This window comes from Alcanivorax sp. P2S70 (genome assembly GCF_000475295.1).
In the GTDB taxonomy this organism is placed as follows: domain Bacteria; phylum Pseudomonadota; class Gammaproteobacteria; order Pseudomonadales; family Alcanivoracaceae; genus Alcanivorax; species Alcanivorax profundi.
In genome coordinates this window covers 12,388-32,309 of sequence record NZ_AXBZ01000014.1, presented here as the reverse complement: position 1 = coordinate 32,309, position 19,922 = coordinate 12,388, and the positions used below count along the sequence as shown (strand labels likewise).

The 19,922-nt window shown below is 58.1% G+C and carries 21 protein-coding genes; 8 read left to right on the top strand and 13 right to left on the bottom strand.

The window, feature by feature from the left end:
- Positions 1-47 precede the first annotated feature (47 nt).
- From Q672_RS23790 to Q672_RS23770, 5 genes are all read right to left on the bottom strand, one after another.
- Complete coding sequence (locus tag Q672_RS23790; protein WP_022984961.1) at positions 48-713, bottom strand: outer membrane protein; 666 nt, start codon at positions 711-713, stop codon at positions 48-50.
- Between the two features lie 78 nt (positions 714-791).
- Complete coding sequence (locus Q672_RS23785) at positions 792-2,087, bottom strand: OmpP1/FadL family transporter (RefSeq protein ID WP_022984960.1); 1,296 nt, start codon at positions 2,085-2,087, stop codon at positions 792-794.
- A gap of 260 nt (positions 2,088-2,347) precedes the next feature.
- A complete protein-coding gene (locus Q672_RS23780) occupies positions 2,348-3,493 on the bottom strand; it encodes an acyl-CoA dehydrogenase family protein (RefSeq protein ID WP_022984959.1) in 1,146 nt (381 codons plus the stop codon).
- 178 nt (positions 3,494-3,671) lie between these two features.
- Positions 3,672-4,754, bottom strand: a complete 1,083-nt coding sequence (gene zapE, locus Q672_RS23775) for a cell division protein ZapE (RefSeq protein WP_022984958.1) — start codon at positions 4,752-4,754, stop codon at positions 3,672-3,674.
- A 76-nt stretch (positions 4,755-4,830) separates the two neighbouring features.
- Positions 4,831-5,583, bottom strand: a complete 753-nt coding sequence (locus tag Q672_RS23770; protein ID WP_152521820.1) for an alpha/beta hydrolase — start codon at positions 5,581-5,583, stop codon at positions 4,831-4,833.
- On the opposite strand from Q672_RS23770, the gene Q672_RS23765 reads away from it, so the two are divergent.
- Positions 5,582-6,109, top strand: a complete 528-nt coding sequence (locus Q672_RS23765; RefSeq protein ID WP_022984956.1) for a YhcB family protein — start codon at positions 5,582-5,584, stop codon at positions 6,107-6,109. The genes Q672_RS23770 and Q672_RS23765 overlap by 2 nt on opposite strands.
- 59 nt (positions 6,110-6,168) lie before the next feature.
- On the opposite strand, the gene Q672_RS23760 is transcribed toward Q672_RS23765, so the two are convergent.
- A complete protein-coding gene (locus Q672_RS23760; RefSeq protein ID WP_022984955.1) occupies positions 6,169-7,044 on the bottom strand; it encodes a diacylglycerol/lipid kinase family protein in 876 nt (291 codons plus the stop codon).
- A 32-nt stretch (positions 7,045-7,076) separates the two neighbouring features.
- A complete protein-coding gene (locus Q672_RS23755; protein ID WP_022984954.1) occupies positions 7,077-7,832 on the bottom strand; it encodes a Nif3-like dinuclear metal center hexameric protein in 756 nt (251 codons plus the stop codon).
- A 183-nt stretch (positions 7,833-8,015) separates the two neighbouring features.
- Between Q672_RS23755 and Q672_RS23750 the strand changes: the two genes are divergently transcribed.
- Complete coding sequence (locus Q672_RS23750) at positions 8,016-9,128, top strand: trypsin-like peptidase domain-containing protein (protein ID WP_022984953.1); 1,113 nt, start codon at positions 8,016-8,018, stop codon at positions 9,126-9,128.
- Between the two features lie 87 nt (positions 9,129-9,215).
- On the opposite strand, the gene hisC is transcribed toward Q672_RS23750, so the two are convergent.
- From hisC to Q672_RS23720, 6 genes are all read right to left on the bottom strand, one after another.
- Positions 9,216-10,289 (bottom strand): histidinol-phosphate transaminase, encoded by a 1,074-nt coding sequence (gene hisC / locus Q672_RS23745; protein WP_022984952.1) that lies wholly within the window; start codon positions 10,287-10,289, stop codon positions 9,216-9,218.
- A gap of 24 nt (positions 10,290-10,313) precedes the next feature.
- Entirely contained in the window at positions 10,314-11,624 is a 1,311-nt protein-coding gene (gene hisD / locus Q672_RS23740; protein WP_022984951.1) for a histidinol dehydrogenase, read from the bottom strand.
- 181 nt (positions 11,625-11,805) lie between these two features.
- Positions 11,806-12,447 carry an ATP phosphoribosyltransferase gene (hisG, locus tag Q672_RS23735; protein ID WP_022984950.1) on the bottom strand — a complete coding sequence of 214 codons (642 nt, stop codon included), beginning with the start codon at positions 12,445-12,447 and terminating at the stop codon, positions 11,806-11,808.
- 10 nt (positions 12,448-12,457) lie between these two features.
- Positions 12,458-13,720 (bottom strand): UDP-N-acetylglucosamine 1-carboxyvinyltransferase, encoded by a 1,263-nt coding sequence (murA, locus tag Q672_RS23730; RefSeq protein WP_022984949.1) that lies wholly within the window; start codon positions 13,718-13,720, stop codon positions 12,458-12,460.
- A gap of 41 nt (positions 13,721-13,761) precedes the next feature.
- On the bottom strand, positions 13,762-14,016 hold the full coding sequence (locus tag Q672_RS23725; protein ID WP_022984948.1) for a BolA family protein: 255 nt from the start codon (positions 14,014-14,016) through the stop codon (positions 13,762-13,764).
- 119 nt (positions 14,017-14,135) lie between these two features.
- On the bottom strand, positions 14,136-14,777 hold the full coding sequence (locus Q672_RS23720) for an MlaC/ttg2D family ABC transporter substrate-binding protein (protein WP_022984947.1): 642 nt from the start codon (positions 14,775-14,777) through the stop codon (positions 14,136-14,138).
- A gap of 164 nt (positions 14,778-14,941) precedes the next feature.
- Between Q672_RS23720 and Q672_RS23715 the strand changes: the two genes are divergently transcribed.
- The 6 genes from Q672_RS23715 to Q672_RS23690 all read left to right on the top strand — a co-directional run bounded on the left by Q672_RS23715 (position 14,942) and on the right by Q672_RS23690 (position 19,921).
- Positions 14,942-15,910: a KpsF/GutQ family sugar-phosphate isomerase gene (locus tag Q672_RS23715; protein ID WP_022984946.1), complete on the top strand. Its 969-nt coding sequence runs from the start codon at positions 14,942-14,944 to the stop codon at positions 15,908-15,910.
- A complete protein-coding gene (locus Q672_RS23710; protein WP_022984945.1) occupies positions 15,910-16,407 on the top strand; it encodes a KdsC family phosphatase in 498 nt (165 codons plus the stop codon). Before Q672_RS23715 ends, Q672_RS23710 begins: the two co-directional genes overlap by 1 nt.
- Complete coding sequence (gene lptC / locus Q672_RS23705) at positions 16,404-16,961, top strand: LPS export ABC transporter periplasmic protein LptC (RefSeq protein WP_022984944.1); 558 nt, start codon at positions 16,404-16,406, stop codon at positions 16,959-16,961. Before Q672_RS23710 ends, lptC begins: the two co-directional genes overlap by 4 nt.
- Complete coding sequence (gene lptA / locus Q672_RS23700) at positions 16,945-17,481, top strand: lipopolysaccharide transport periplasmic protein LptA (protein ID WP_022984943.1); 537 nt, start codon at positions 16,945-16,947, stop codon at positions 17,479-17,481. Before lptC ends, lptA begins: the two co-directional genes overlap by 17 nt.
- Complete coding sequence (gene lptB / locus Q672_RS23695) at positions 17,478-18,203, top strand: LPS export ABC transporter ATP-binding protein (protein ID WP_022984942.1); 726 nt, start codon at positions 17,478-17,480, stop codon at positions 18,201-18,203. The genes lptA and lptB overlap by 4 nt, the downstream gene beginning before the upstream one ends.
- 266 nt (positions 18,204-18,469) lie before the next feature.
- The gene (locus Q672_RS23690) at positions 18,470-19,921 is read left to right on the top strand and encodes an RNA polymerase factor sigma-54 (protein WP_022984941.1); all 1,452 of its coding nucleotides are present in this window, start codon (positions 18,470-18,472) and stop codon (positions 19,919-19,921) included.
- Position 19,922 lies beyond the last annotated feature (1 nt).

Genomic DNA, 19,922 nt, shown 5'->3' with positions numbered 1-19,922 from the left:
CATTCCTCAAAGTCACAAAAAAGGCGGCTTACGCCGCCCTACTGTGCCTACTGGAAAAACCAGCCAATTCCAAAGCGCCACAGCCCCTGATCCAGGGTATCGACCCCCCTGTCGACATCAAGCCACTGCTGACTGTAGCCGCCACGCATGAAGAATCGATCACTCACATCAAGACGAATACCTGCTCCCACTTCGTAGCTGAAGACCGTGTCCGAAAGCGTCGGAGTGTCATAGCCGCAGTAGTAGCCCCACCATGGATCCCACCAGCACACCGGCACCGACGGCCCGGTAGGCACATTGGTATCCAGGTACGTCGCACCAATGGCCCCTTGCACATAGGGCGTAAGCGCCTTGCGGAAGAAATGATAGGTTCCATTCAAGGCCATGGTAGTCATCTCCAGCTCACCACTACCCTCAAACCGGCCTGCAGGATCAATCTCATTACTGGTGCGAAAGTCCGTATCCACCCATTCAAGAGCAAACCCGAATTGCACGTGTTCATCCAGGTTATAGGCAAAATCAAAGCCAAAGCCGATATCATCATCAATACGAACTTCCGAACCTCGATCGCCATTGAGCGTCTGGCCTTGCAAACCCAAAAGACGAAAACCGCCTTCCCAACGCTCAGTACGATAGCTGTTGGGAATTTCAGCCACCGCATTCATCGATAGCAGCGCCACCAAGACTCCCGCCAGACTGCGTACCCTCATCATGTTCTTCTCCTTGCGCGATCAAAAAAGGCGAACCCGTTACCGGATTCGCCTTTTATATCACGGAAACACCGCCTGAGATTAGAACCGGTAGCTCATCTGGGCACCAATCACATCAGCATCCAGCTCATAGGTACCCTTGAGTTGGGCCCCCTTGTCAGAACGACTGATATCCGCATCATCAACAAAGATATGGGCATAGCCAACGTCGATAGTCATATTATCGGTCGGATTGAACCCAGCCCCCAGGGTCACCCAGATCCGGTCAGAGTCTGGCGAGATCGCAGAACGATTATCTTTGCCCTGTGTAGAATCTTCCTTTGCCACCCCGAATCGCAACACGGTGCCACTGGCAAGTGCGTGATTCAGGCCCAGGGAATAGCGAGCCGTGTTTTCCCAGTCGAACTCTTCAGTAGGGTTGAATGCCAAATCAGGGCTTTCCACCACCAACGCATCCAGAGAACTCCACTCCGTCCATTCAACGCCCAACAACAACTGTGTCCGATCTGACAAGTCACCAGCATATGAGAGCTGCAAAGAGGCAGGAAGATCAATATCGGCCGAGCCTGAATAACTCCCGGGAGCAACAGGGTTCCCCCCCAAGGCGGACAAAAGTGCTCCCGCATCGCTAAAGGAGATATCACCCTCGACTTCGTAGCTCATCTCGGAGCGGTAAGCCACACCAAAATGGTTGTTATCATCAGGACTGTAGGTCAGGCCAAGATTCCAGCCGATGGCATCATCATCACCCTCGAGACGGGTCGCCGCATTGCGAATATCCGCATCAAGCGTCTGGTAATTGATACCGATGCCAACATCCAGATTGTCTGTCAGCTGGATCCCCAGGGAAGGATTGATATTTACCGTCTGCAGATCCGATTCCGTGGCATAAAAGTCGCCAGCGGTGACCGTACCCAGCCCGGCAGGCGGCGGAGGCGTGAGATAGGCATTACCCCAACCACTCTCATACTCAATTTTGGTACCGAACGGGGAAACAATACTCAAACCAAAAGTCATCGTCTCGCTAATTGGCACCGCCAGAAACGCACTGCCCACGAAGGGCTCCACATCGTCAAAGTCGCCACTCCCCTGTCCTACCTGGGGACCAAACAGAGACATACCGTCGGAGTCGGATTTGAAGGCAGTATCGACCCACACCTGATGCAGCGGGATAGAAATTTCGGTAGCACGAAGTCCGGCTAGCGTCGCCGGGTTATACCATTGATTGGAAGCATTTTCGCTCAGCACTCCCGCACCTGCGTAAGCGGTACCCATGGCTGAAACAGATTGATAGGACACGGCAAAACCGCTGGCCATTAGCTGACCTGACAGCAGCCCGATGGTGGATCCGACGATGAGAACGCCCGTTTTTTTCATTGTTGCTCTCCCTCTTCCTGAAAGTAACTTCCTGAACGCAAGGTCATTCCTGGAACGCTCATTTCTTATACACAATACTGAGCGGATACAGCAACCTCGAGCGTATGCCCATCTTTTTGTCTTAAACAGGGCTTTTTTGTAAAAGATCCGCCGTTATGGTCAGGGAGCCGTCCCCCCTCAAGAAGCCATTGAAAACCCGGACCGGCAACACAAAAAAGGCTGCCGAAGCAGCCTTTTACTTGTGCAGGAGGACACTGGAATCAGTCCGCCAATACTGCCTTGGCGATAATGGTCTTCATGATCTCGTTGGTACCGCCATAGATGCGCTGGACGCGGGAGTCAGCGAACATGCGGGCAATCGGGTATTCCCACATGTAACCGTAACCACCGTGCAGCTGCAGACACTCATCAATCACTTCGCACTGAAGATCCGTAATGTAGTATTTGCCGGCAGCAGCAGTAGGAATATCCAGCTCTTTCTTGAGGTGGAGTTCAAGACAGCGATCCACATAGGAACGAGCCACTTCCAGTTTCGTGTGCATCTCGGCAATTTTGAACTGGGTGTTCTGGAAGTCCGCAATGGATTTTCCAAACGCCTTACGCTCTTTCACATACTGGATGGTCTGCTCCAGAGCTGATTCCGCCATGGCCAGGCCACCAATGGAGATACCCAGACGCTCCTGTGGCAGTTCTTTCATCAGGTAGATGAAGCCCATGCCTTCTTCACCGAGCAGGTTTTCGGCAGGCACTTTCACGTCCTGGAAGAACAGCTCGGAAGTATCCTGGGCCTTCATGCCCACTTTCTTCAGGTTGGTGCCCTTCTCGAAGCCTTCTGAATCGCAATCAACCACGAACAGGCTGATACCTTTCGCGCCCTTGCTGGGATCAGTCTTGGCCACCACGATCACGATGTCCGCGTTCTGTCCGTTGGTGATAAAGGTCTTGGAGCCGTTCAGGACGTAGTGATCGCCCTGCTTCACCGCGGTGGTCTTCACGCCCTGCAGGTCGGAGCCCGCACCCGGCTCGGTCATGGCGATGGCGCCAATGCACTCACCGGTAACCATCTTCGGCAGGTACTTTTCTTTCAGGAATTCGCTACCGTTGTTCTGGATATAAGGCGCCACGATCTCGGTGTGAAGCCCCCAGCCGATACCGGTCAGGCCGAGACGGGAAATCTCTTCGTTGATGACCACGCTGTACAGGAAGTCCGCTTCGATACCACCGTACTGCTCTTTTACCATCGGGCACAGGAAGCCCTGCTCACCCGCTTTGAGCCAGATTTCACGGGGCACAACGCCTTGCTTTTCCCACTCTTCATTGTTGGGAACGGCTTCAGCTTCGAGGAACTTGCGAACGGTATCGCGGAAGGTTTCGTGGTCGGAATTGAACAGCGTACGGGGGATCATGAATCTCTCCGGTCTCGTGTTGGGGAAGCCGCCCCGAAACCGGAAATGGCCGGGGCACAGAATACCCCCATGATGTTCACTGACCCTGCCATTGGGCAATGACCGAATAGATCAATGCCTTTTCGCCCTGAGACATACGGCCAATAGTGGTGAAAAGATCGTGAGGAAGTCCCAAGCTTCAAGCCCGGTGTTCACGCCCGAGATATTCCGACGACTGCATTTCCTGAAGACGGGAACGGGTACGTTCGAACTCGAAATCCAACCGCCCTCCGGCATAAATATCCTCAATGGGGGTTTCTGCCGTCATCACCAGTTTGACTGCCCGGTCGTAGAACTCGTCGACCATGTTGATGAAGCGACGTGCCATGTCATCCTTGCCCGCTCCCATCTGTTCCACATTGGCTACCAGAACAGTGTGAAATTCCCGGGCGATTTCGATGTAGTCAGTCTGGCTTCGAGGCCCATCGCACAGCGCCTTGAACTCAAACCAGACCACATCATCGGCACAGACCACCGTCGGAATCTTGCGCCCCTCAATCAACACATTGCCTGCATCACGGTGACGCGAGTGATCGGGCTCCAGGGTATGAAAACGCTCGTGCAGATAGGCCTCAGCCGTTTCACCCAACGGACAGTGATACAGCTCCGCCTGCTCCAGCAGCCTTAACCGGTAATCGGTACCGCCATCCACATTCATCACCAGGGTATGCTGTTTGAGCAGGGCAATGGCAGGCAAGAAACGCGCTCGCTGAAGGCCGTCACGATAAAGGCCATCGGGCTCAATATTGGAGGTCGCGACCAGAGTGACGCCATTGGCGAACAGTTCTTCCATTAAACCGGCCAGAATCATCGCATCCGTGATGTCGGTGACAAAGAACTCATCAAAACACAGCACCCGAGCCTGGCTGGCGAACTTCCGGGCAATGCTGATCAACGGATTCTTCTCGCCCTGCCGTTCCCGCATTTCACGGTGCACCTTCTGCATGAACCGGTGAAAGTGCATGCGGCGCTTCTGATCAAAGGGTAACGACTCGAAGAACACATCCATCAGGTAGGTTTTGCCGCGCCCAACGCCCCCCCACATATACAGCCCCATCTGTGGACGAGGCTTGCGAAAGCGCCCAAACAAGCCTCCTCCGGAGGGCTCTGCCAGCAAGCGATGATACAGATCATCCAGCGCTTCCACGGCCCGCAACTGGGCGGCATCCTGGAAGAAATCCTGGCGCTGAAGGTCGGCCTGATATTGCTCAAGAGGAGTCATAGTCATTGTGGCAGCAGGTGGAGCGGGCCAATGTAGCGCCGGGGCCCGGCGCTGACAAGCGGCAGCCGGCGTGTCGTTAACCGGATACTGGCAGGTGACTGGCCGCAGCTTCCTTCAGTTCCACCAACCGACGGTGGAAGAAGTGGCCGCAATCAGGGAAACGAATCAGATCCGGGGTCAACGGTGTTTGCTCGGCCCAGCGGAACACTTGCTCCGCCGGCACCACCTCATCGTCGTCACCCTGTACTACCGTCACGGGACAACCGGTGGTCTCGATATCGCTGAACGGATAATGGTGAACTGGCGGCGCCACTAGCAGCAAGGTACTGACGGGCATGCCATTGGCATTGAGGATTTCAGCCCCCCGACAGGCGACAAAACTGCCAAACGAAAAGCCCGCCAGCCACAGGGGGGCCTGAGGGAACTGTTCGCGTAACCAGCTGTGAATCGCCAGCAAGTCTTCGGTTTCACCGATGCCATCGCTGTAAGCACCCTGACTGTCGCCCACCCCGCGAAAGTTGAAGCGCACTACCGCGCCCCCCTTGTCCCGGACCAGCCGCGTCAATGTGGTCACCACCTTGTTGTCCATGGTGCCACCAAACAAGGGATGAGGATGGCAGACAATGGCAACAAAAGGTGGCGCATCGCTGCCCTGTTCGAAAACAGCTTCCAGTTGCCCACTCGGCCCTGCCAGCTGTAGCCGTTCAGCCATGTGCCACCTCCATCGATGAATTGTTACGAGTTGTCCCCTTGGCGACCTCGCGGCACTGTGCTGCAATAGTCCGCAGTTGTCGTCAAAGACTGACGACAGTGTACAGGAGTATGCCATGGATATGCTGACAACCGGGGTATTGAGCTTTGCTGCCGGCGTCATTGTTGGAGCAGGCTTGCTGTTCTGGCTGTTACCGGCCCGCCGTCAGGCCGGGCAACTGATTCGTGACCGTGACGAGGCCCGTCAGGCACTGGAGCACTACCGCTCGCAAGTGGATGACCACTTCCTGCATACCGCAGAACTGGTCAACGATATGACCCAGGCCTACCGCACTGTCCATGAGCATCTTTCCAAAGGCGCCCAGGCACTGTGTTCCGAGGGAGGGCGCAAACGCGCAGCGGCCAAATCCCTGGATTCTGCCCCGAACCGTGACAATTCCGACCCGATCAACCCCCCACTGGACTACGCCCCCAGCGCCCAGGGAACGCTGGCCGAGGACTTCGGGCTGCGACGCAAACCGGAAGGCCCCTTCGAGCCTGTTGATGTAGACAACCCTACCCCTGACGCCATTGTTGAACCCCCTCGAGATTATGCCGAGGGCATGGACGACAACAACGAAGACAGCCCCCGCAAGGACAAGTAGTTCCGACGCGAAAACGGATTGCGGGCAACCCTGCTTTGGGGCCGGCAATCCGCGCCAACCTACGGAAGAAATGTCTCCGGCACCCGCATCGGCACAGGCGCGTCATCGACAACAATCTCGGCGGGAAGATGCCCCGCGGGATCCCCATCCGCCTGCACCGGCTCTGCAGCCTGCTCACACTGGATATGGACTTTTTCTGCCCGTAGCGAGGCGACCCCGTCCACCCGCTCCATTCGGCCCAGTAACAGGGCGCTCAGGCAACGCAGCAAGAACCGTACTCCCGGTTTCTGGAACAGCAGCACCTGTACCTGTGGACGCAGAATGTTCGCTTCCCGACTGAGCACAAAGCTGCCGCCATAATGGCGACCATTGGTCACGATCGCCGAGAAACAATCCAGCGGACGACCGTCCACAGTGACCCGGTATTGCCGTTCACCATAACGACGAATCTGTCCAAGCATGGCCAACACATATGCCAGCTTGCCAAAACGCTCCTTGATACCGAGATTGACCCCGTCTACTACCCAGGCGTCATAACCAATGCCACACATCATGATAAAACGGCGGCCATTCAGACGAGCCGGTGTCACTGACACACTTTTTCCACAGACCACCACCCGCGCTGCGGCTTCCGGCTTTTTCGGCAGGCCAAGCTCCCTGGCCAGCACGTTGGCGGTCCCGGTGGCGAACACGCCGAGCGCAACCCCGGGCGCCAGGCCATTGAGCACTTCATTGGTGGTGCCGTCACCGCCCACTGCCACGACACAATCGCCCTGATCCTCGAGCTCATTCAGGTAGCGCGTCGCGTCATTGGGCCCGGTGGTGTGATACAAGCGCACCCTTGCTCCCAGTTGCTCCAGCTCGGCCACAAAACGGCAAAGCAGTGCCTCCCGGCCACCCCCGGCCGCCGGGTTGTAGATAACGGTGATCTTCATGTTGGAAAGGAAACCCTCGTACTGCTCCCGGTTCAGGCCGGGTTATCGATGTCGATAAAGGTGTGCTCAATGCCGTAATTGTCGCTGAGCCATTGCCCCAGCGCCATGACCCCATAACGCTCTGTGGCATGATGACCACAGGCAAAATAGTGAATGCCGGTCTCGCGGGCGAAATGGGTGGTAGGCTCGGAAATCTCGCCACTCAGGTAGGCATCCACGCCCTTGAGTTGCGCCTTTTCAATAAATCCCTGGGCACCGCCCGTGCACCAGCCAATGGTCTCAATCTCGTCGCCGGGATCCCCCACATGCAGAGGGGTACGCCCCAACACCGCTTCGGCATGGGCACTGAACTCTTCGGCAGACATGGGGCTATCCAGGCGACCGATGTTACCGACCGGAAGCGGCGAATCGTCCAGTCCGCCCTCGGTGATCAGCCCCAACCGGCGGGCCAGTTGCGCATTGTTGCCAAGGGTGGGATGGGCATCCAGCGGCAAGTGATAGGCAAACAGGTTGATATCGTGGCGCAGCAAGGTCTGCAAGCGCTGTTTTTTCATGCCGCGGACTCGCTGATCTTCCCCTTTCCAGAAATAGCCATGATGGACCAGGATCGCATCCGCATCCTCGACAATAGCGGCATCAATCAGGGCCTGGCAGGCCGTCACGCCACTGACCACTCGCCGTATCTGCTCGCGCCCTTCCACCTGAAGCCCGTTGGGGCAGTAATCCTGAAAGCGGTCCGCGGCCAGTTCCTGGTCGAGCATGGACAACATGTAATCGCGCTTGAGCATGACACCTACCGGAAAAGATCAACATTCCTGACCCTGGAGCCCCCTCTATCCCCCGAACGGCGGTAGAATTTCCACTCCACAGGCCCTACTATGCGCGCAGTTTACCTATCCGGGCCTGCACTTGTCTTGTCACCCGCCAAACGGGGCCGCAGCCAAGCCGAATCGCGCCGGAATACGCACACCATGGGGGCACTGTCGGTGGTCAGAGTCTTTCGTTTTTTTGCCGGACCTATCTTTGCCGGGCTTGCCGTCGGTCTGGCTGTGCTGTGGTGGTATGAATGGGGCCCGAGCGCCCAGCCCGCACGCCACGACACCGGTGTTGCCAGCTATGCCGGCGCCGTCACCCATGCCGCTCCCGCGGTGGTTAACATCTTCACCAGTCAGGTCGTGACCAGCGACGACGATGCCGAATCACCTCTCTTCAATCGGTTCATGGAGCAACCCCGCCGGGAACGCGCGCTGAGCAGCCTGGGTTCCGGGGTCATTGTGGACGATGCCGGCTATGTTCTCACCAGCCATCACGTGATCCGCGATGCGGACGAAATCCTGGTAGCACTGCGCGATGGTCGTGACGCACCGGCACGAGTCGTCGGGGCGGACCCGGAAACTGACCTGGCACTCTTGCACATCGCCCTGGAAAACCTGCCAGAGGTGGAGCTCAACGGTAACGGCCCGGTTCAGGTAGGCGACGTGGTACTCGCCATCGGCAACCCGCTGGGTGTCGGACAGACGGTGTCCATGGGTATTGTCAGTGCCACCGGTCGCAGCCATCTGGGCATTGCGACCTTCGAGAATTTTATCCAGACCGATGCAGCCATTAACCGGGGGAATTCCGGGGGCGCGCTGATTGATACCAACGGCCATCTGATTGGCATCAACACCGCCATCCTCTCCGCTGACGGCTCCTGGCAGGGGATTGGCTTTGCCACTCCCGCCTCAATCGCCAAGGAAGTGATGAGCGACCTGATCGAACACGGCCGGGTTATTCGCGGCTATCTGGGCGTCACGGTACAGGACATCACCCCCTCGCTGGCCGACACCTTTGGTCTGGAGGAAGTGCGCGGAGGGCTGATTGCAGAGGTCGTCGTGGACAGCCCCGCCCACAAAGGGGGACTGCAGCCCGGGGACGTCCTGGTCGGCATTAACGACCAGCCCATGAAGGATGGCTATGAGGCCATGAATCGCATCGCCGGGATGAAGCCCAATGCCGAGGTCACGTTGAATGTGGTCCGCAATCGCCAGCCCCTGGCTGTCGAGGTGGTGATCGGAACACGCCCCCCTGCCGAGACCGATTAACCTCTGGATAACGCCTTGCGGAGCAAGGCGTGACCTGATGCGTCTCTTTGCCCGCAAGGGGGCTCTCAGGCCTTCAGGCTTACCGTCCTACAGCAGCGTATCCAGCGCTTCAATCAAGGCCTGATTTTGCTCCGGGGTGCCGACGGTAATGCGCAGGTAGTCGGCGATGCGTTCGGGCTTGCCAAAATGACGCACGATTACGCCCTGCTCCCGCAGCCCCCTGGCCAGGCTTTCGCCACTGTGTTTCGGGTGACGGGTGAACAGGAAATTGGCCGCAGAGGGCAGCCCCTCAAAACCGCGCTGGCTCAACGCCTCATCCAGCCACTCCCGTTGCTGGATCACCAGATCGCAGCCTTTTTCGAACCACTCCCGGTCGTCAAATGCCGCCTTGCCAGCGGCAATGGCCAGCCGGTCCATGGGGTAGGAATTGAAACTGTCCTTGATCCGGTTCAGCCCGTCGATCAGGGCCGCATCGCCCACCGCCAGACCGATACGCAGACCGGCCAGAGAACGGGATTTGGACAACGTCTGGGTCACCAGCAAATTCGGGTAGCGGTTGACCAGCGCAATGGCCGTGTCACCCCCGAAATCGATGTAGGCTTCGTCCACCACCACCAGTGATTCCGTATTGGCTTGCAACAGGCGTTCAATATCGCGCAGAGGCAACAACTGTCCGGTCGGCGCATTGGGATTCGGGAAGATAATCCCGCCATTGGGCTTGAGATAGTCGTCCACCGAAATGGCCAGCGCCTCGTTCAAGGGCACCGCGTCATACTCGATCTGGTATAACCCGCAATACACCTTGTAGAAGCTGTAGGTGATGTCCGGGAACAGCAGCGGCTTGTCCTGCTTGAAGAACCCCAGAAACAGGTGCGCCAATACCTCATCGGAACCATTGCCGACAAAAACCTGATCACGGGTAATGCCGTAACCCTTATCCGCGTAGTACCCGGCGATGGCTTCCTTCAGCTGCCCGCTATCCGGATCCGGATACAACCGCAGACGCGCATCCGCCTGCTCCCGAATGGCCTCGATCACCCGGGGTGACGGGCCCAGCGGGTGCTCATTGGTATTCAGTTTGACCAGCTTGCTCATCGTCGGCTGCTCACCCGGCACGTAGGGCTCCAGCTGATGAACAAAGTCACTCCAGTATTTGCTCATAGTTTTTCCGTCCGACGTTGGACGTCAGACGTCTGACGCCTTGTTGATTCTGAATTCTGCGCTGCGGGCATGGGCAGTGAGGCTTTCGCCGCGCGCCAGGGGCGAGGCGATGCCGGCCAGGGCGCTGGCCCCCTCCGGGGAGCAGCCGATCAGGGAGCTGCGCTTCTGGAAATCGTACACCCCCAGCGGTGAAGAAAAGCGTGCCGTCGCACTGGTCGGCAACACGTGATTGGGCCCGGCGCAGTAGTCACCCAGGGCCTCAGGGGTATGACGCCCCAGGAAAATGGCTCCCGCGTGGCGGATTTTTTTCGCCCACGCTTCCGCGTCATCGATGGATAGCTCCAGGTGTTCGGAGGCAATCACATTGGCAATGTCGATGGCCTCATCCAGATCTTTCACCTGAATCAGCGCCCCCCGGTTTTTCATGGAGGTCCGGATGATGGCCTCACGCTCCAGCGTCTGGGCCAGTGTTTCCATAGCGTCAGCGACCTGCTTGAGGTAATCCGCGTCCGGGCACAAAAGGATCGCCTGAGCCTCCTCATCGTGTTCCGCCTGGGAAAACAGGTCCATGGCAATCCAGTCCGGATCGGTTTTGCCGTCACACACCACCAGAATTTCCGACGGGCCGGCGATCATGTCGATGCCTACCTTGCCGAACACCTGGCGCTTGGCTTCCGCCACGTAGATATTGCCGGGGCCGACAATCTTGTCCACCGCCGGCACGGTGTCCGTGCCGTAGGCCAGTGCCGCCACCGCCTGGGCGCCCCCCACCGAAATAAACCGGTCTACCCCGGCGATGGCCGCCGCCGCCAGCACCATATCGTTGAGCTCGCCCCCCGGTGCCGGAGATACCATGATAATCTCATTCACGCCCGCCACCTTGGCGGGCAAGGCGTTCATCAACACCGAGCTGGGATAGGCCGCCTTGCCACCGGGCACATAGATCCCTGCACGGTCCAGCGGCGTCACCTGCTGGCCAAGCAAGGTGCCATCGGCCTCACGGTAAGACCAGGAATCCTGTTTCTGCTTTTCGTGATAGCTGCGCACCCGTGCCGCTGCCGCTTCCAGCGCCTCACGCTGTTCTGTCGGAATCCGCGCCAGGGCGGCCTGCAGCTGGTCCTCACCCACCACCAGATCTGCGGCGGCACTGACCTCGCGACGATCAAACCGGGCGGTGTACTCCACCAACGCAGCATCACCGCGTTTGGCCACATCCCGCAGGATGCCCTGAACCCGCTCGGCCACTTCCGCATCGCGCTCCTCGGACCAGGCGGTCAGGGCCGTCAGCTGGGCATCGAAGTCAGCGTCTTGAGTGTTGAGCCAGGTGGTTTCCATGTTTGGGTACCGTAAGAGTCAAAATCAAAGTCCAGTTTTACCACAGAGGACACAGAATTCACTGAGGGAAAAACCGGGAATTTTCTATCAGCTGGATCAGCAGAACCTTTCGCCCACTCGATGCAAAAAGGGTTTTGCCCTGTGGCCTCTGCGGTAATAAACGCTTTTCGTCTTTGCGCGACTACTCTTTGCGCGAGGCGACTGCCGCTTCCAGCTTGTCCAGGATCGCCTGGATATCCGCATGCCGGGTCTTCATGCTCGCGCGGTTGACGATCACCCGGGTAGAGATATGCGCAATCAGCTCGGTAGGTTCCAGACCGTTGGCTCGCAGGGTATTCCCCGTATCAACGATATCCACGATACGGTCAGCCAGCCCCACCAATGGCGCCAGTTCCATGGCGCCGTACAGTTTGATCACTTCGGCCTGCTTGCCCTGCTCGGCAAAATACGCCTTGGCCACATTGACGAACTTGGTGGCGACACGCAGGCGGCTCCCCACTTCCGGGGCATCGTTGAGGGCGGCGACCATCAACTTGCAACGCGCGATATTCAGATCCAGCGGCTCGAACACACCGTCCGCGCCATGCTCCATCAGGACATCTTTACCAGCCACGCCGATATCGGCGGCACCGTGCTGCACATAGGGCGGTACGTCGGTGGCGCGGATAATGATGATCTTCACGTCATCACGGGTGGTGTCGAAGATCAGTTTGCGTGACGCAGAGGGATCTTCCAGCAGCTCAATGCCTGCCGCCTTCAACAGCGGCAGGGTTTCCTTGAGAATGCGGCCCTTGGAAAGGGCAATGGTCAACGGTTTGGTCATGAGGCTTCCGTTATCGGGGCACACGGCGAATCACCGCGCCCAGCGATTGCAGTTTCTCTTCAATACACTCGTAGCCACGATCAATGTGGTAGATGCGATCTACGATGGTTTCCCCTTCTGCCGCCAGCGCCGCAATCACCAGCGATGCCGATGCTCGCAGGTCAGTGGCCATCACCGGTGCGCCCGTGAGCTGCTCGACACCCCGGCAGATGGCGGTATTGCCTTGTACTTCGATGTCGGCGCCCATGCGGTTCATTTCCTGCACGTGCATGAAGCGGTTTTCAAACACCGTCTCGACAATGGTACCGGTTCCCTCGGCAATCAGGTTCAGGGCCATGAACTGGGCCTGCATGTCAGTGGGCATCGCCGGGTACGGTGCGGTGCGCAGGGACACCGCCTTGGGGCGGCGCCCTTCCATATCCAGCTCGATCCAGTCGTCACCAGTGGTAATGGTGGCGCCCGCCTCTTTCAGCTTTTGTAGCACCGCGTCCAGAATTCCGGGCACCGTATCCTTGGTCTTGATACGTCCGCCCGTGATGGCCGCTGCAATCAGGTAGGTCCCGGTTTCGATTCGGTCCGCCACCACCTGGTGGTGGCAACCGCCGAGGCGCTCTACCCCTTCAATGGTAATGGTATCGGTACCGGCACCGGAGATTTTGCCACCCATGGCGTTGATGAAATTGGCCAGATCCACCACTTCCGGTTCGCGAGCCGCGTTTTCCAGATAGGTGGTGCCTTCCGCCAGCGCGGCGGCCATCATCAGGTTTTCGGTGCCCGTCACTGTCACGGTATCCATGACAATTCTCGCACCCTGCAGGCGACCGTCCACGCTGGCGTGAACATAGCCATTGGTCACCTCGATCTCGGCCCCCATGGCCTCCAGACCGCTGAGGTGAATATCCACCGGACGGGAGCCAATGGCACAGCCCCCGGGCAGGGACACCGTGGCCTTGCCGAAATGCGCCACCATCGGCCCCAGCACCAGAATCGAGGCCCGCATGGTTTTCACCAGCTCATAGGGTGCCACCAGTTCCTTGATGGTGCTGGCATTCACCTCCACGTGCATGCGGTCATCGATCACCACTTCGACCCCCATACGACCGAGCAACTCGATCAGGGTGGTGACATCCTGCAAGTGAGGCAGGTTGCCCACGGTGACCGGCTCATCGGCCAGCAGGGTGGCAGCCAGAATCGGCAGGGCGGCATTCTTGGCGCCGGAAATCCGGATCTCGCCGTCAAGGCGGCGGCCGCCAGTGATGATCAATTTATCCATGAACGGTCTCTAGACGTGTCTTGAAGGGCCCATGGGCTGACTCAGGCCAGCCCCATCTTCTGGGCTTTTTCCCACTCGGCAGGGGTAAAGGTGATGATCTGCACCGCGTGGATGGTATTACTCTGGATTTGCGCATTAATGGTGGCGTACACCAGCTGCTGCTTCTTCACCGGCATCAGACCCTCGAAGGCATCGGACACCACGCGAATCTGGAAACGGTCACCGCCACCTTCCACGGCCACATCGGCACCGTCGAAACCGGCTTCCACCAGCGCTTTTACCTCTTCCGGATTCATGATTGCTCCTTTTCCCGGGCGCAATGGCCCCAAACGGCACAGGAGCGGGATGAAACCCGCTCCTGTCAAAGGCGCAATAATACGCGAGCCGCGGCGAGCTTGCCACGGCACGGCCGGAGTCAGCTCTTGGGCTTGTCTTTCAGGCCGGTGTCGATATTGGCATCCGCCGACCAGTTATCGATCACCTTGTCGATATCATTGTACTGCTGCATGCCCTGGGTGAACTGGCTCTTGAAGGTATCCGCCAAATCCAGGCCATTCACGTACACATTGATCACCCTCCATTGGCCATCGCGCAGAAACAAAGTGTAGTAGATCGGTACGGTCTTGCCCGAGTTGGTCCGGATTTCCATACGTACCCTTGCGTAATCGCCACGACGATCACCCTCTTCCATGGGCAGGGTTGTAATCTGCTGGCCGTCATACAACGTAATGCCTGAGGCATAGGTATTGATCAGGCTGTTCTTGAACACGTCCAGGAACCGGTATTTCTGCTCCTTGGAGGAAGGCCCAAAGTAATCCCCCATCACCATCCGGGTGATACGCTTGAAATCCACCAGATCCGCCAGCTCTTCGCGAACCAGCTGCCGAGCCTTGTCCGGATTGGCCTCCAGCTGGGCACGCTCAGCCTCAATGCGGGACGTCATGCGCTCGACAGCCTCCTCTACTACTTGGCGAGGATCCGCTTCGGCACGCCCCAGCACCGCCAACATCATCAAGACCAGTGCCAGACCTGTTCGGTAATAGTGACGCAATTGCATAGTAAACTCCCTGTGACAGTCGGGCGGTTTTACGGTGTTCCGGCCGCGCTGTCCAGAACCCTCCATGCTTGTTTGGAGTCGAAACTCACCCAGCAGTTCCAAAAGAAACAGATTTCCGATCAACTCGTTGCAGCATGTATAATCGCCGCAACCAAGGAGATTGCATGAGCCACGACCACATTGCTGTCGGCCAGCGGGTACTGAATATCGAAGCCCGCGCCGTCGATGCCCTGAGGGACAGCCTCGACAACAACTTTGTTCGCGCCTGCGACCTGATGCTTGAAGCCCGCGGCAGGGTCATCGTGACGGGCATGGGGAAAAGTGGCCACGTGGGCAGCAAACTGGCGGCCACCCTGGCCAGCACTGGCACCCCGGCTTTCTTTGTTCACCCCGGTGAAGCCTCCCACGGCGATCTGGGCATGATCACCCAGGACGATGTGGTTCTGGCCTTGTCCAATTCTGGCGAAACTGCCGAGGTTCTGGCCATCCTGCCTGTCATCAAACGCAAGGGCACACAATTAATTGGCATGACGGGCAGACCCCAGTCGGCTCTGGCGCAACTGTCTGATGTACATCTTACTGTCGCAGTAGCCGAAGAGGCCTGCCCGCATAATCTGGCGCCCACCTCCTCGACTACCGCCGCACTGGCCATGGGAGATGCCCTGGCCATTGCCTTGCTTGAGGCGCGCGGCTTCACCGCAGAGGATTTTGCACTCAGTCATCCCGGTGGGAGCCTGGGCCGCAGACTATTACTCAAAGTGGACGACATCATGCATTCCGGTGAAGACCTCCCTGAAGTTGACTCCACTACCGCACTGACTGAAGCCTTGCTGGAAATGACTCGCAAGGGGCTTGGCATGACGGCCATCACTGATCCGGACGGGCGCCTCGCCGGCATTTTTACCGACGGCGACCTGCGCCGAATGCTGGACAGGGACATCGACATTCGTAGCGCCACGATTGCCGAGGTGATGATTACCGACCCGATCACAATTGAACCCGGCCATCTCGCCGCTGAAGCACTGCAGATCATGGAAAGCCGCAAGATCAACGGCCTGGTTGTCTGCGATGATCAGCGCAGACCCCTGGGGGCCTTTAACATGCAGGATCTGCTTCGAGCAGGGGTGGTGTAATGCAGATTTCTTCCATTGACGCACAAAACCTGCGTCTTATGGCCTTTGACGTCGATGGCGTCATGACCGACGGCCGGATCTATTTCACGCCAGAAGGTGAAGCACTGAAAGTCTTCAATACGCTGGATGGACATGGCCTCAAGAAACTGGCCGCCAGCGGCGTCACCCTGGCCATCATCACCGGCCGCAACAGCCCAATGGTAGCAAAACGGGCCGCCGACCTGGGTATTGAGCATGTTATCCAGGGAAGGGAAGACAAGGGCGTTGCGCTGCAAGCCCTGGCAAAAGAGCTGGGCATTGACTCCTCTGAAACCGGTTACGCCGGAGACGACGAACCGGATGTCAGCGCTCTGGAATGGGCCCGACTCGGTTTTGCCCCTGCCAACGCCCACCCTTGCGCGCTTCAGGCCGCACAACATCACACCCAGCGCCGCGGCGGCGAAGGCGCTGTACGCGAAATCTGTGATGCCATCCTGCAGCAGCGAGATAGCCAATGAAACGTCAGGGGCTACTTAGCGCCACCGGCATCCTTCTGCTTGGACTGGTGATGCTGATGACGCTGCATGAATGGGACGACTCGCTTCCCGGGCAAGACCTGGCTGTGGAGACTGCGCCAGCCATTCTGGCCACAGGCGTAACCGCCAGGGCTTTTAGCGAAAAGGATGGCACGCTGCAGTATCACCTGACAGCTGACGATCTGGTGCAGTACGATCACAACCCGCTTACCGAGATGAACAGCCCGGCACTGAAAATGAGCAACGAGAAAGGCAGCTGGACGATCACCAGCGCCAGCGGCACAGTGCAAAATAATGGCAACCTCATCATTTTTGATGGCGATGTACAGGCTCGCAATCCGCAGCAGAAGATCGAACTGGACACACAGCAACTCCGCTTCAACAGCGAACAGAATATAGCCACCTCGCCAGGCGATGTGGACCTGCGCTTCGAGAACGGCCAGACCCGGGCCGGAGCCCTGGAAGCGGACCTGGACAAGGGCATCCTGTCCCTTGAGCAAGGAGTAAAGAGTGAATTCGATGCCCCGGCTTCGTAGCCTGGTTATGGGCAGCCTGTTTTTACACGCTGCCTCACTGGTTCTGGCAGCTCCGGCAGAAGAGCCCATTTCTGTCACCGCCGATAGCGGGCGCTTTGAACAGGACGCCGGCACAGGACTGTACCGCGGCGACGTAGAACTATTGCAAGGACAACGCAAGATGCTGGCAGAAGAGATGCGCCTGTTTACCCGCAATGGTGAGCTGGTGCGGGTCGAGGCCAGCGGTAACCCTGTGCGTCTCTCAGAAGGCAAAACCCTGTCCGCCCATGCCAACAATCTGGTCTACGACATAAAGGGTCGCCGCCTGGTGTTGACTGGCAACGCCTTTATTGAACACCAGGGCAACACCTTCGAAGGCGCCAAGGTCGAATACAGCCTTGATTCAAAACGTGTGGATGCCAGCAGTAAAGGCGACCAGCGCGTACGACTGGTGATACCCGCAGAAAACCAAGTACCGGGAAACCAGCCGGACCAGAATGACGAGGCCGATGCCCCCGCAACGGAGACTGAATCTCAATGACACATTTGCGCGCTCATCACCTGGCCAAAAGCTACAAGGGCCGCCGGGTCATCGAGGACGTATCCCTGGACGTGGAAGCCGGACAGATCGTTGGTTTGCTGGGCCCCAACGGAGCAGGCAAGACCACCTGCTTTTACATGATTGTCGGCCTCGTAGAAGCCGACGCAGGGCGCATCGAGATCAATGACGGAGACATCACCCACCTCCCCATGCACGGCCGCGCCAAACGCGGTATCGGCTACCTGCCCCAGGAAGCGAGCATCTTCCGTCGCTTGACGGTCGCGGAAAACATCATGGCCATTCTTGAAACCCGCAAAGAGCTAAGCAAACAGGAGCGCCACGAACGGATGGAAAACCTGCTCAAGGAATTCCACATTACGCATATTCGCGATTCGCTGGGCATGAGCCTGTCAGGCGGTGAACGTCGCCGTGCCGAAATCGCCCGCGGTCTGGCCACCGACCCGGACTTCATCCTCCTGGACGAACCCTTCGCCGGCGTCGACCCGATCTCCGTGAACGACATCAAGGGCATCATCCGGCACCTGAAAGAACGTGGTATTGGCGTACTCATCACCGACCACAACGTGCGTGAGACCCTCGACATTTGCGACACCGCCTACATTGTCAGCGCTGGCCACATCATCGCATCCGGTGACGCCGACACCATCCTCTCGAACCAGCAGGTGCGGGATGTGTATCTGGGGGCAGACTTTAGGCTGTAACAGCCAGGGCGAGTGAGCAGTTAACAGTGAACAACGGCGCGGAATAGTCCCGGGGTTTCCGAACGCCAGAAGCCGAACCAGGACCCCGGCCGCGGCCATCAAAGCCCGAAAAAATCAGCAAACCCGCCCGCGCAACATCAACGGTTCACCGTTCACTGTTAACGCTTCAGACTCCTACCACACAAGAACCACTGGCACAATTATTGCTAGAACAAGTTTGAAGCTGTTATTCTCGGGTTTTTGGGGATCACACCAATCCGAGCAGTATGAAGCCCACACTACAACTACAAATCGGCCAACAGCTGACCATGACACCTCAGTTGCAGCAGGCGATTCGCCTGCTGCAGCTGTCCACGCTGGATCTCCGGCAGGAGATCCAGCAAGCGGTTGAAAGCAACCCGCTGCTGGAACTGGCCGACGACTTTGGCGACGACGCCCTGCCTGAGCATGACGAAGATCGTCAGGAGATGGACGCAGAGCGTGATGACGCCCTGGAAGAATTTGTCGACGGCGAACCCGGTGTCGACACTGAGTGGGATGACGTCTACTCCGGCCAGAGCAGTGCCACCGCGTCAATCCCTGATGACGCCGATGACTGGCAGCAACGGCACACCGTGTCCGGCAATCTGCATGACCACCTGCACTGGCAGCTCAACCTGACCCCCATGAGCGATGTGGACCGACTCATCGCCATCACCATCATTGAATCTCTGGACGATCGCGGCTACATGACCGTGAGCATCGACGACATCGTCACCATGATGAATGTCCAGGAAGGGCTGCCAGAGGATGCCCACATCGAAGCCGACGAGGTACTGGCCGTTCAGCATCGCCTGCAGCAATTCGATCCGGTCGGCGTCGCCAGCATTAACCTGGCAGACTGCCTCGGTGTACAACTGCGCCAGCTGGAATCCGACACGCCTTTCCTGCCTTTTGCGCTGGCGCTTCTGGACCACCTTGAACTATTGGAAAAGCACGACTATGCCGCGCTTCGCAAGGTTCTACAGCTCTCCGAACAGGAACTGCTTGATGCCCTCTCGCTGATCCGCACCCTTGACCCGGCGCCAGGCGAGCAAATTGGAGAGAGCCAAGTCGATTATGCGGTGCCGGATGTCATCGTCCGCCAGCACCACGGGCGCTGGCAGGTCAGCCTGAATGACGACATCCTGCCCAAGGTCAATCTACAGCAGCAATATGCCGCCATTGCCCGTAAAACCAGCGGTGAAGATGGCCAATACCTGAAAAACTGCGTTCAGGAAGCCAAATGGTTCATCAAGAGCCTGCAAAGCCGCCATGACACCCTGTTGAAAGTCGCCACGCGGATTGTCGAGGTCCAGCAGGATTTCTTCGATTATGGTGAAGAGGCCATGAAGCCACTGGTACTGGCCGATATCGCCGATGCCGTCGAGATGCATGAATCAACCATCAGTCGGGTCACCAATCAGAAATACATGACCACACCCCGCGGCGTCTTTGAGCTGAAATATTTCTTTTCGAGTCACGTGGGAACAGATGGTGGTGGTGAGTGTTCCTCCACCGCTATTCGTGCCATTATTAAGAAGCTGGTCGCCGCAGAGAACCCTCGCAAGCCACTCAGCGACAACAAGCTAGCCAGCTTGCTGAACGAGCAGGGAATCAACGTGGCGCGCCGGACCGTCGCCAAGTATCGTGAGGCGATGAGAATACCGTCTTCCAGCGCCCGCAAGCGTTTGGTGTAGG

Bases quoted from the DNA above. Each gene is read 5' to 3' on its own strand.
- Q672_RS23790 (WP_022984961.1), bottom strand. From the start codon at position 713: ATGATGAGGGTACGCAGTCTGGCGGGAGTCTTGGTGGCGCTGCTATCG.
- Q672_RS23785 (WP_022984960.1), bottom strand. From the start codon at position 2,087: ATGAAAAAAACGGGCGTTCTCATCGTCGGATCCACCATCGGGCTGCTG.
- Q672_RS23780 (WP_022984959.1), bottom strand. From the start codon at position 3,493: ATGATCCCCCGTACGCTGTTCAATTCCGACCACGAAACCTTCCGCGAT.
- zapE (WP_022984958.1), bottom strand. From the start codon at position 4,754: ATGACTCCTCTTGAGCAATATCAGGCCGACCTTCAGCGCCAGGATTTC.
- Q672_RS23765 (WP_022984956.1), top strand. From the start codon at position 5,582: ATGGATATGCTGACAACCGGGGTATTGAGCTTTGCTGCCGGCGTCATT.
- Q672_RS23770 (WP_152521820.1), bottom strand. From the start codon at position 5,583: ATGGCATACTCCTGTACACTGTCGTCAGTCTTTGACGACAACTGCGGA.
- Q672_RS23760 (WP_022984955.1), bottom strand. From the start codon at position 7,044: ATGAAGATCACCGTTATCTACAACCCGGCGGCCGGGGGTGGCCGGGAG.
- Q672_RS23755 (WP_022984954.1), bottom strand. From the start codon at position 7,832: ATGCTCAAGCGCGATTACATGTTGTCCATGCTCGACCAGGAACTGGCC.
- Q672_RS23750 (WP_022984953.1), top strand. From the start codon at position 8,016: ATGGGGGCACTGTCGGTGGTCAGAGTCTTTCGTTTTTTTGCCGGACCT.
- hisC (WP_022984952.1), bottom strand. From the start codon at position 10,289: ATGAGCAAATACTGGAGTGACTTTGTTCATCAGCTGGAGCCCTACGTG.
- hisD (WP_022984951.1), bottom strand. From the start codon at position 11,624: ATGGAAACCACCTGGCTCAACACTCAAGACGCTGACTTCGATGCCCAG.
- hisG (WP_022984950.1), bottom strand. From the start codon at position 12,447: ATGACCAAACCGTTGACCATTGCCCTTTCCAAGGGCCGCATTCTCAAG.
- murA (WP_022984949.1), bottom strand. From the start codon at position 13,720: ATGGATAAATTGATCATCACTGGCGGCCGCCGCCTTGACGGCGAGATC.
- Q672_RS23725 (WP_022984948.1), bottom strand. From the start codon at position 14,016: ATGAATCCGGAAGAGGTAAAAGCGCTGGTGGAAGCCGGTTTCGACGGT.
- Q672_RS23720 (WP_022984947.1), bottom strand. From the start codon at position 14,777: ATGCAATTGCGTCACTATTACCGAACAGGTCTGGCACTGGTCTTGATG.
- Q672_RS23715 (WP_022984946.1), top strand. From the start codon at position 14,942: ATGAGCCACGACCACATTGCTGTCGGCCAGCGGGTACTGAATATCGAA.
- Q672_RS23710 (WP_022984945.1), top strand. From the start codon at position 15,910: ATGCAGATTTCTTCCATTGACGCACAAAACCTGCGTCTTATGGCCTTT.
- lptC (WP_022984944.1), top strand. From the start codon at position 16,404: ATGAAACGTCAGGGGCTACTTAGCGCCACCGGCATCCTTCTGCTTGGA.
- lptA (WP_022984943.1), top strand. From the start codon at position 16,945: ATGCCCCGGCTTCGTAGCCTGGTTATGGGCAGCCTGTTTTTACACGCT.
- lptB (WP_022984942.1), top strand. From the start codon at position 17,478: ATGACACATTTGCGCGCTCATCACCTGGCCAAAAGCTACAAGGGCCGC.
- Q672_RS23690 (WP_022984941.1), top strand. From the start codon at position 18,470: ATGAAGCCCACACTACAACTACAAATCGGCCAACAGCTGACCATGACA.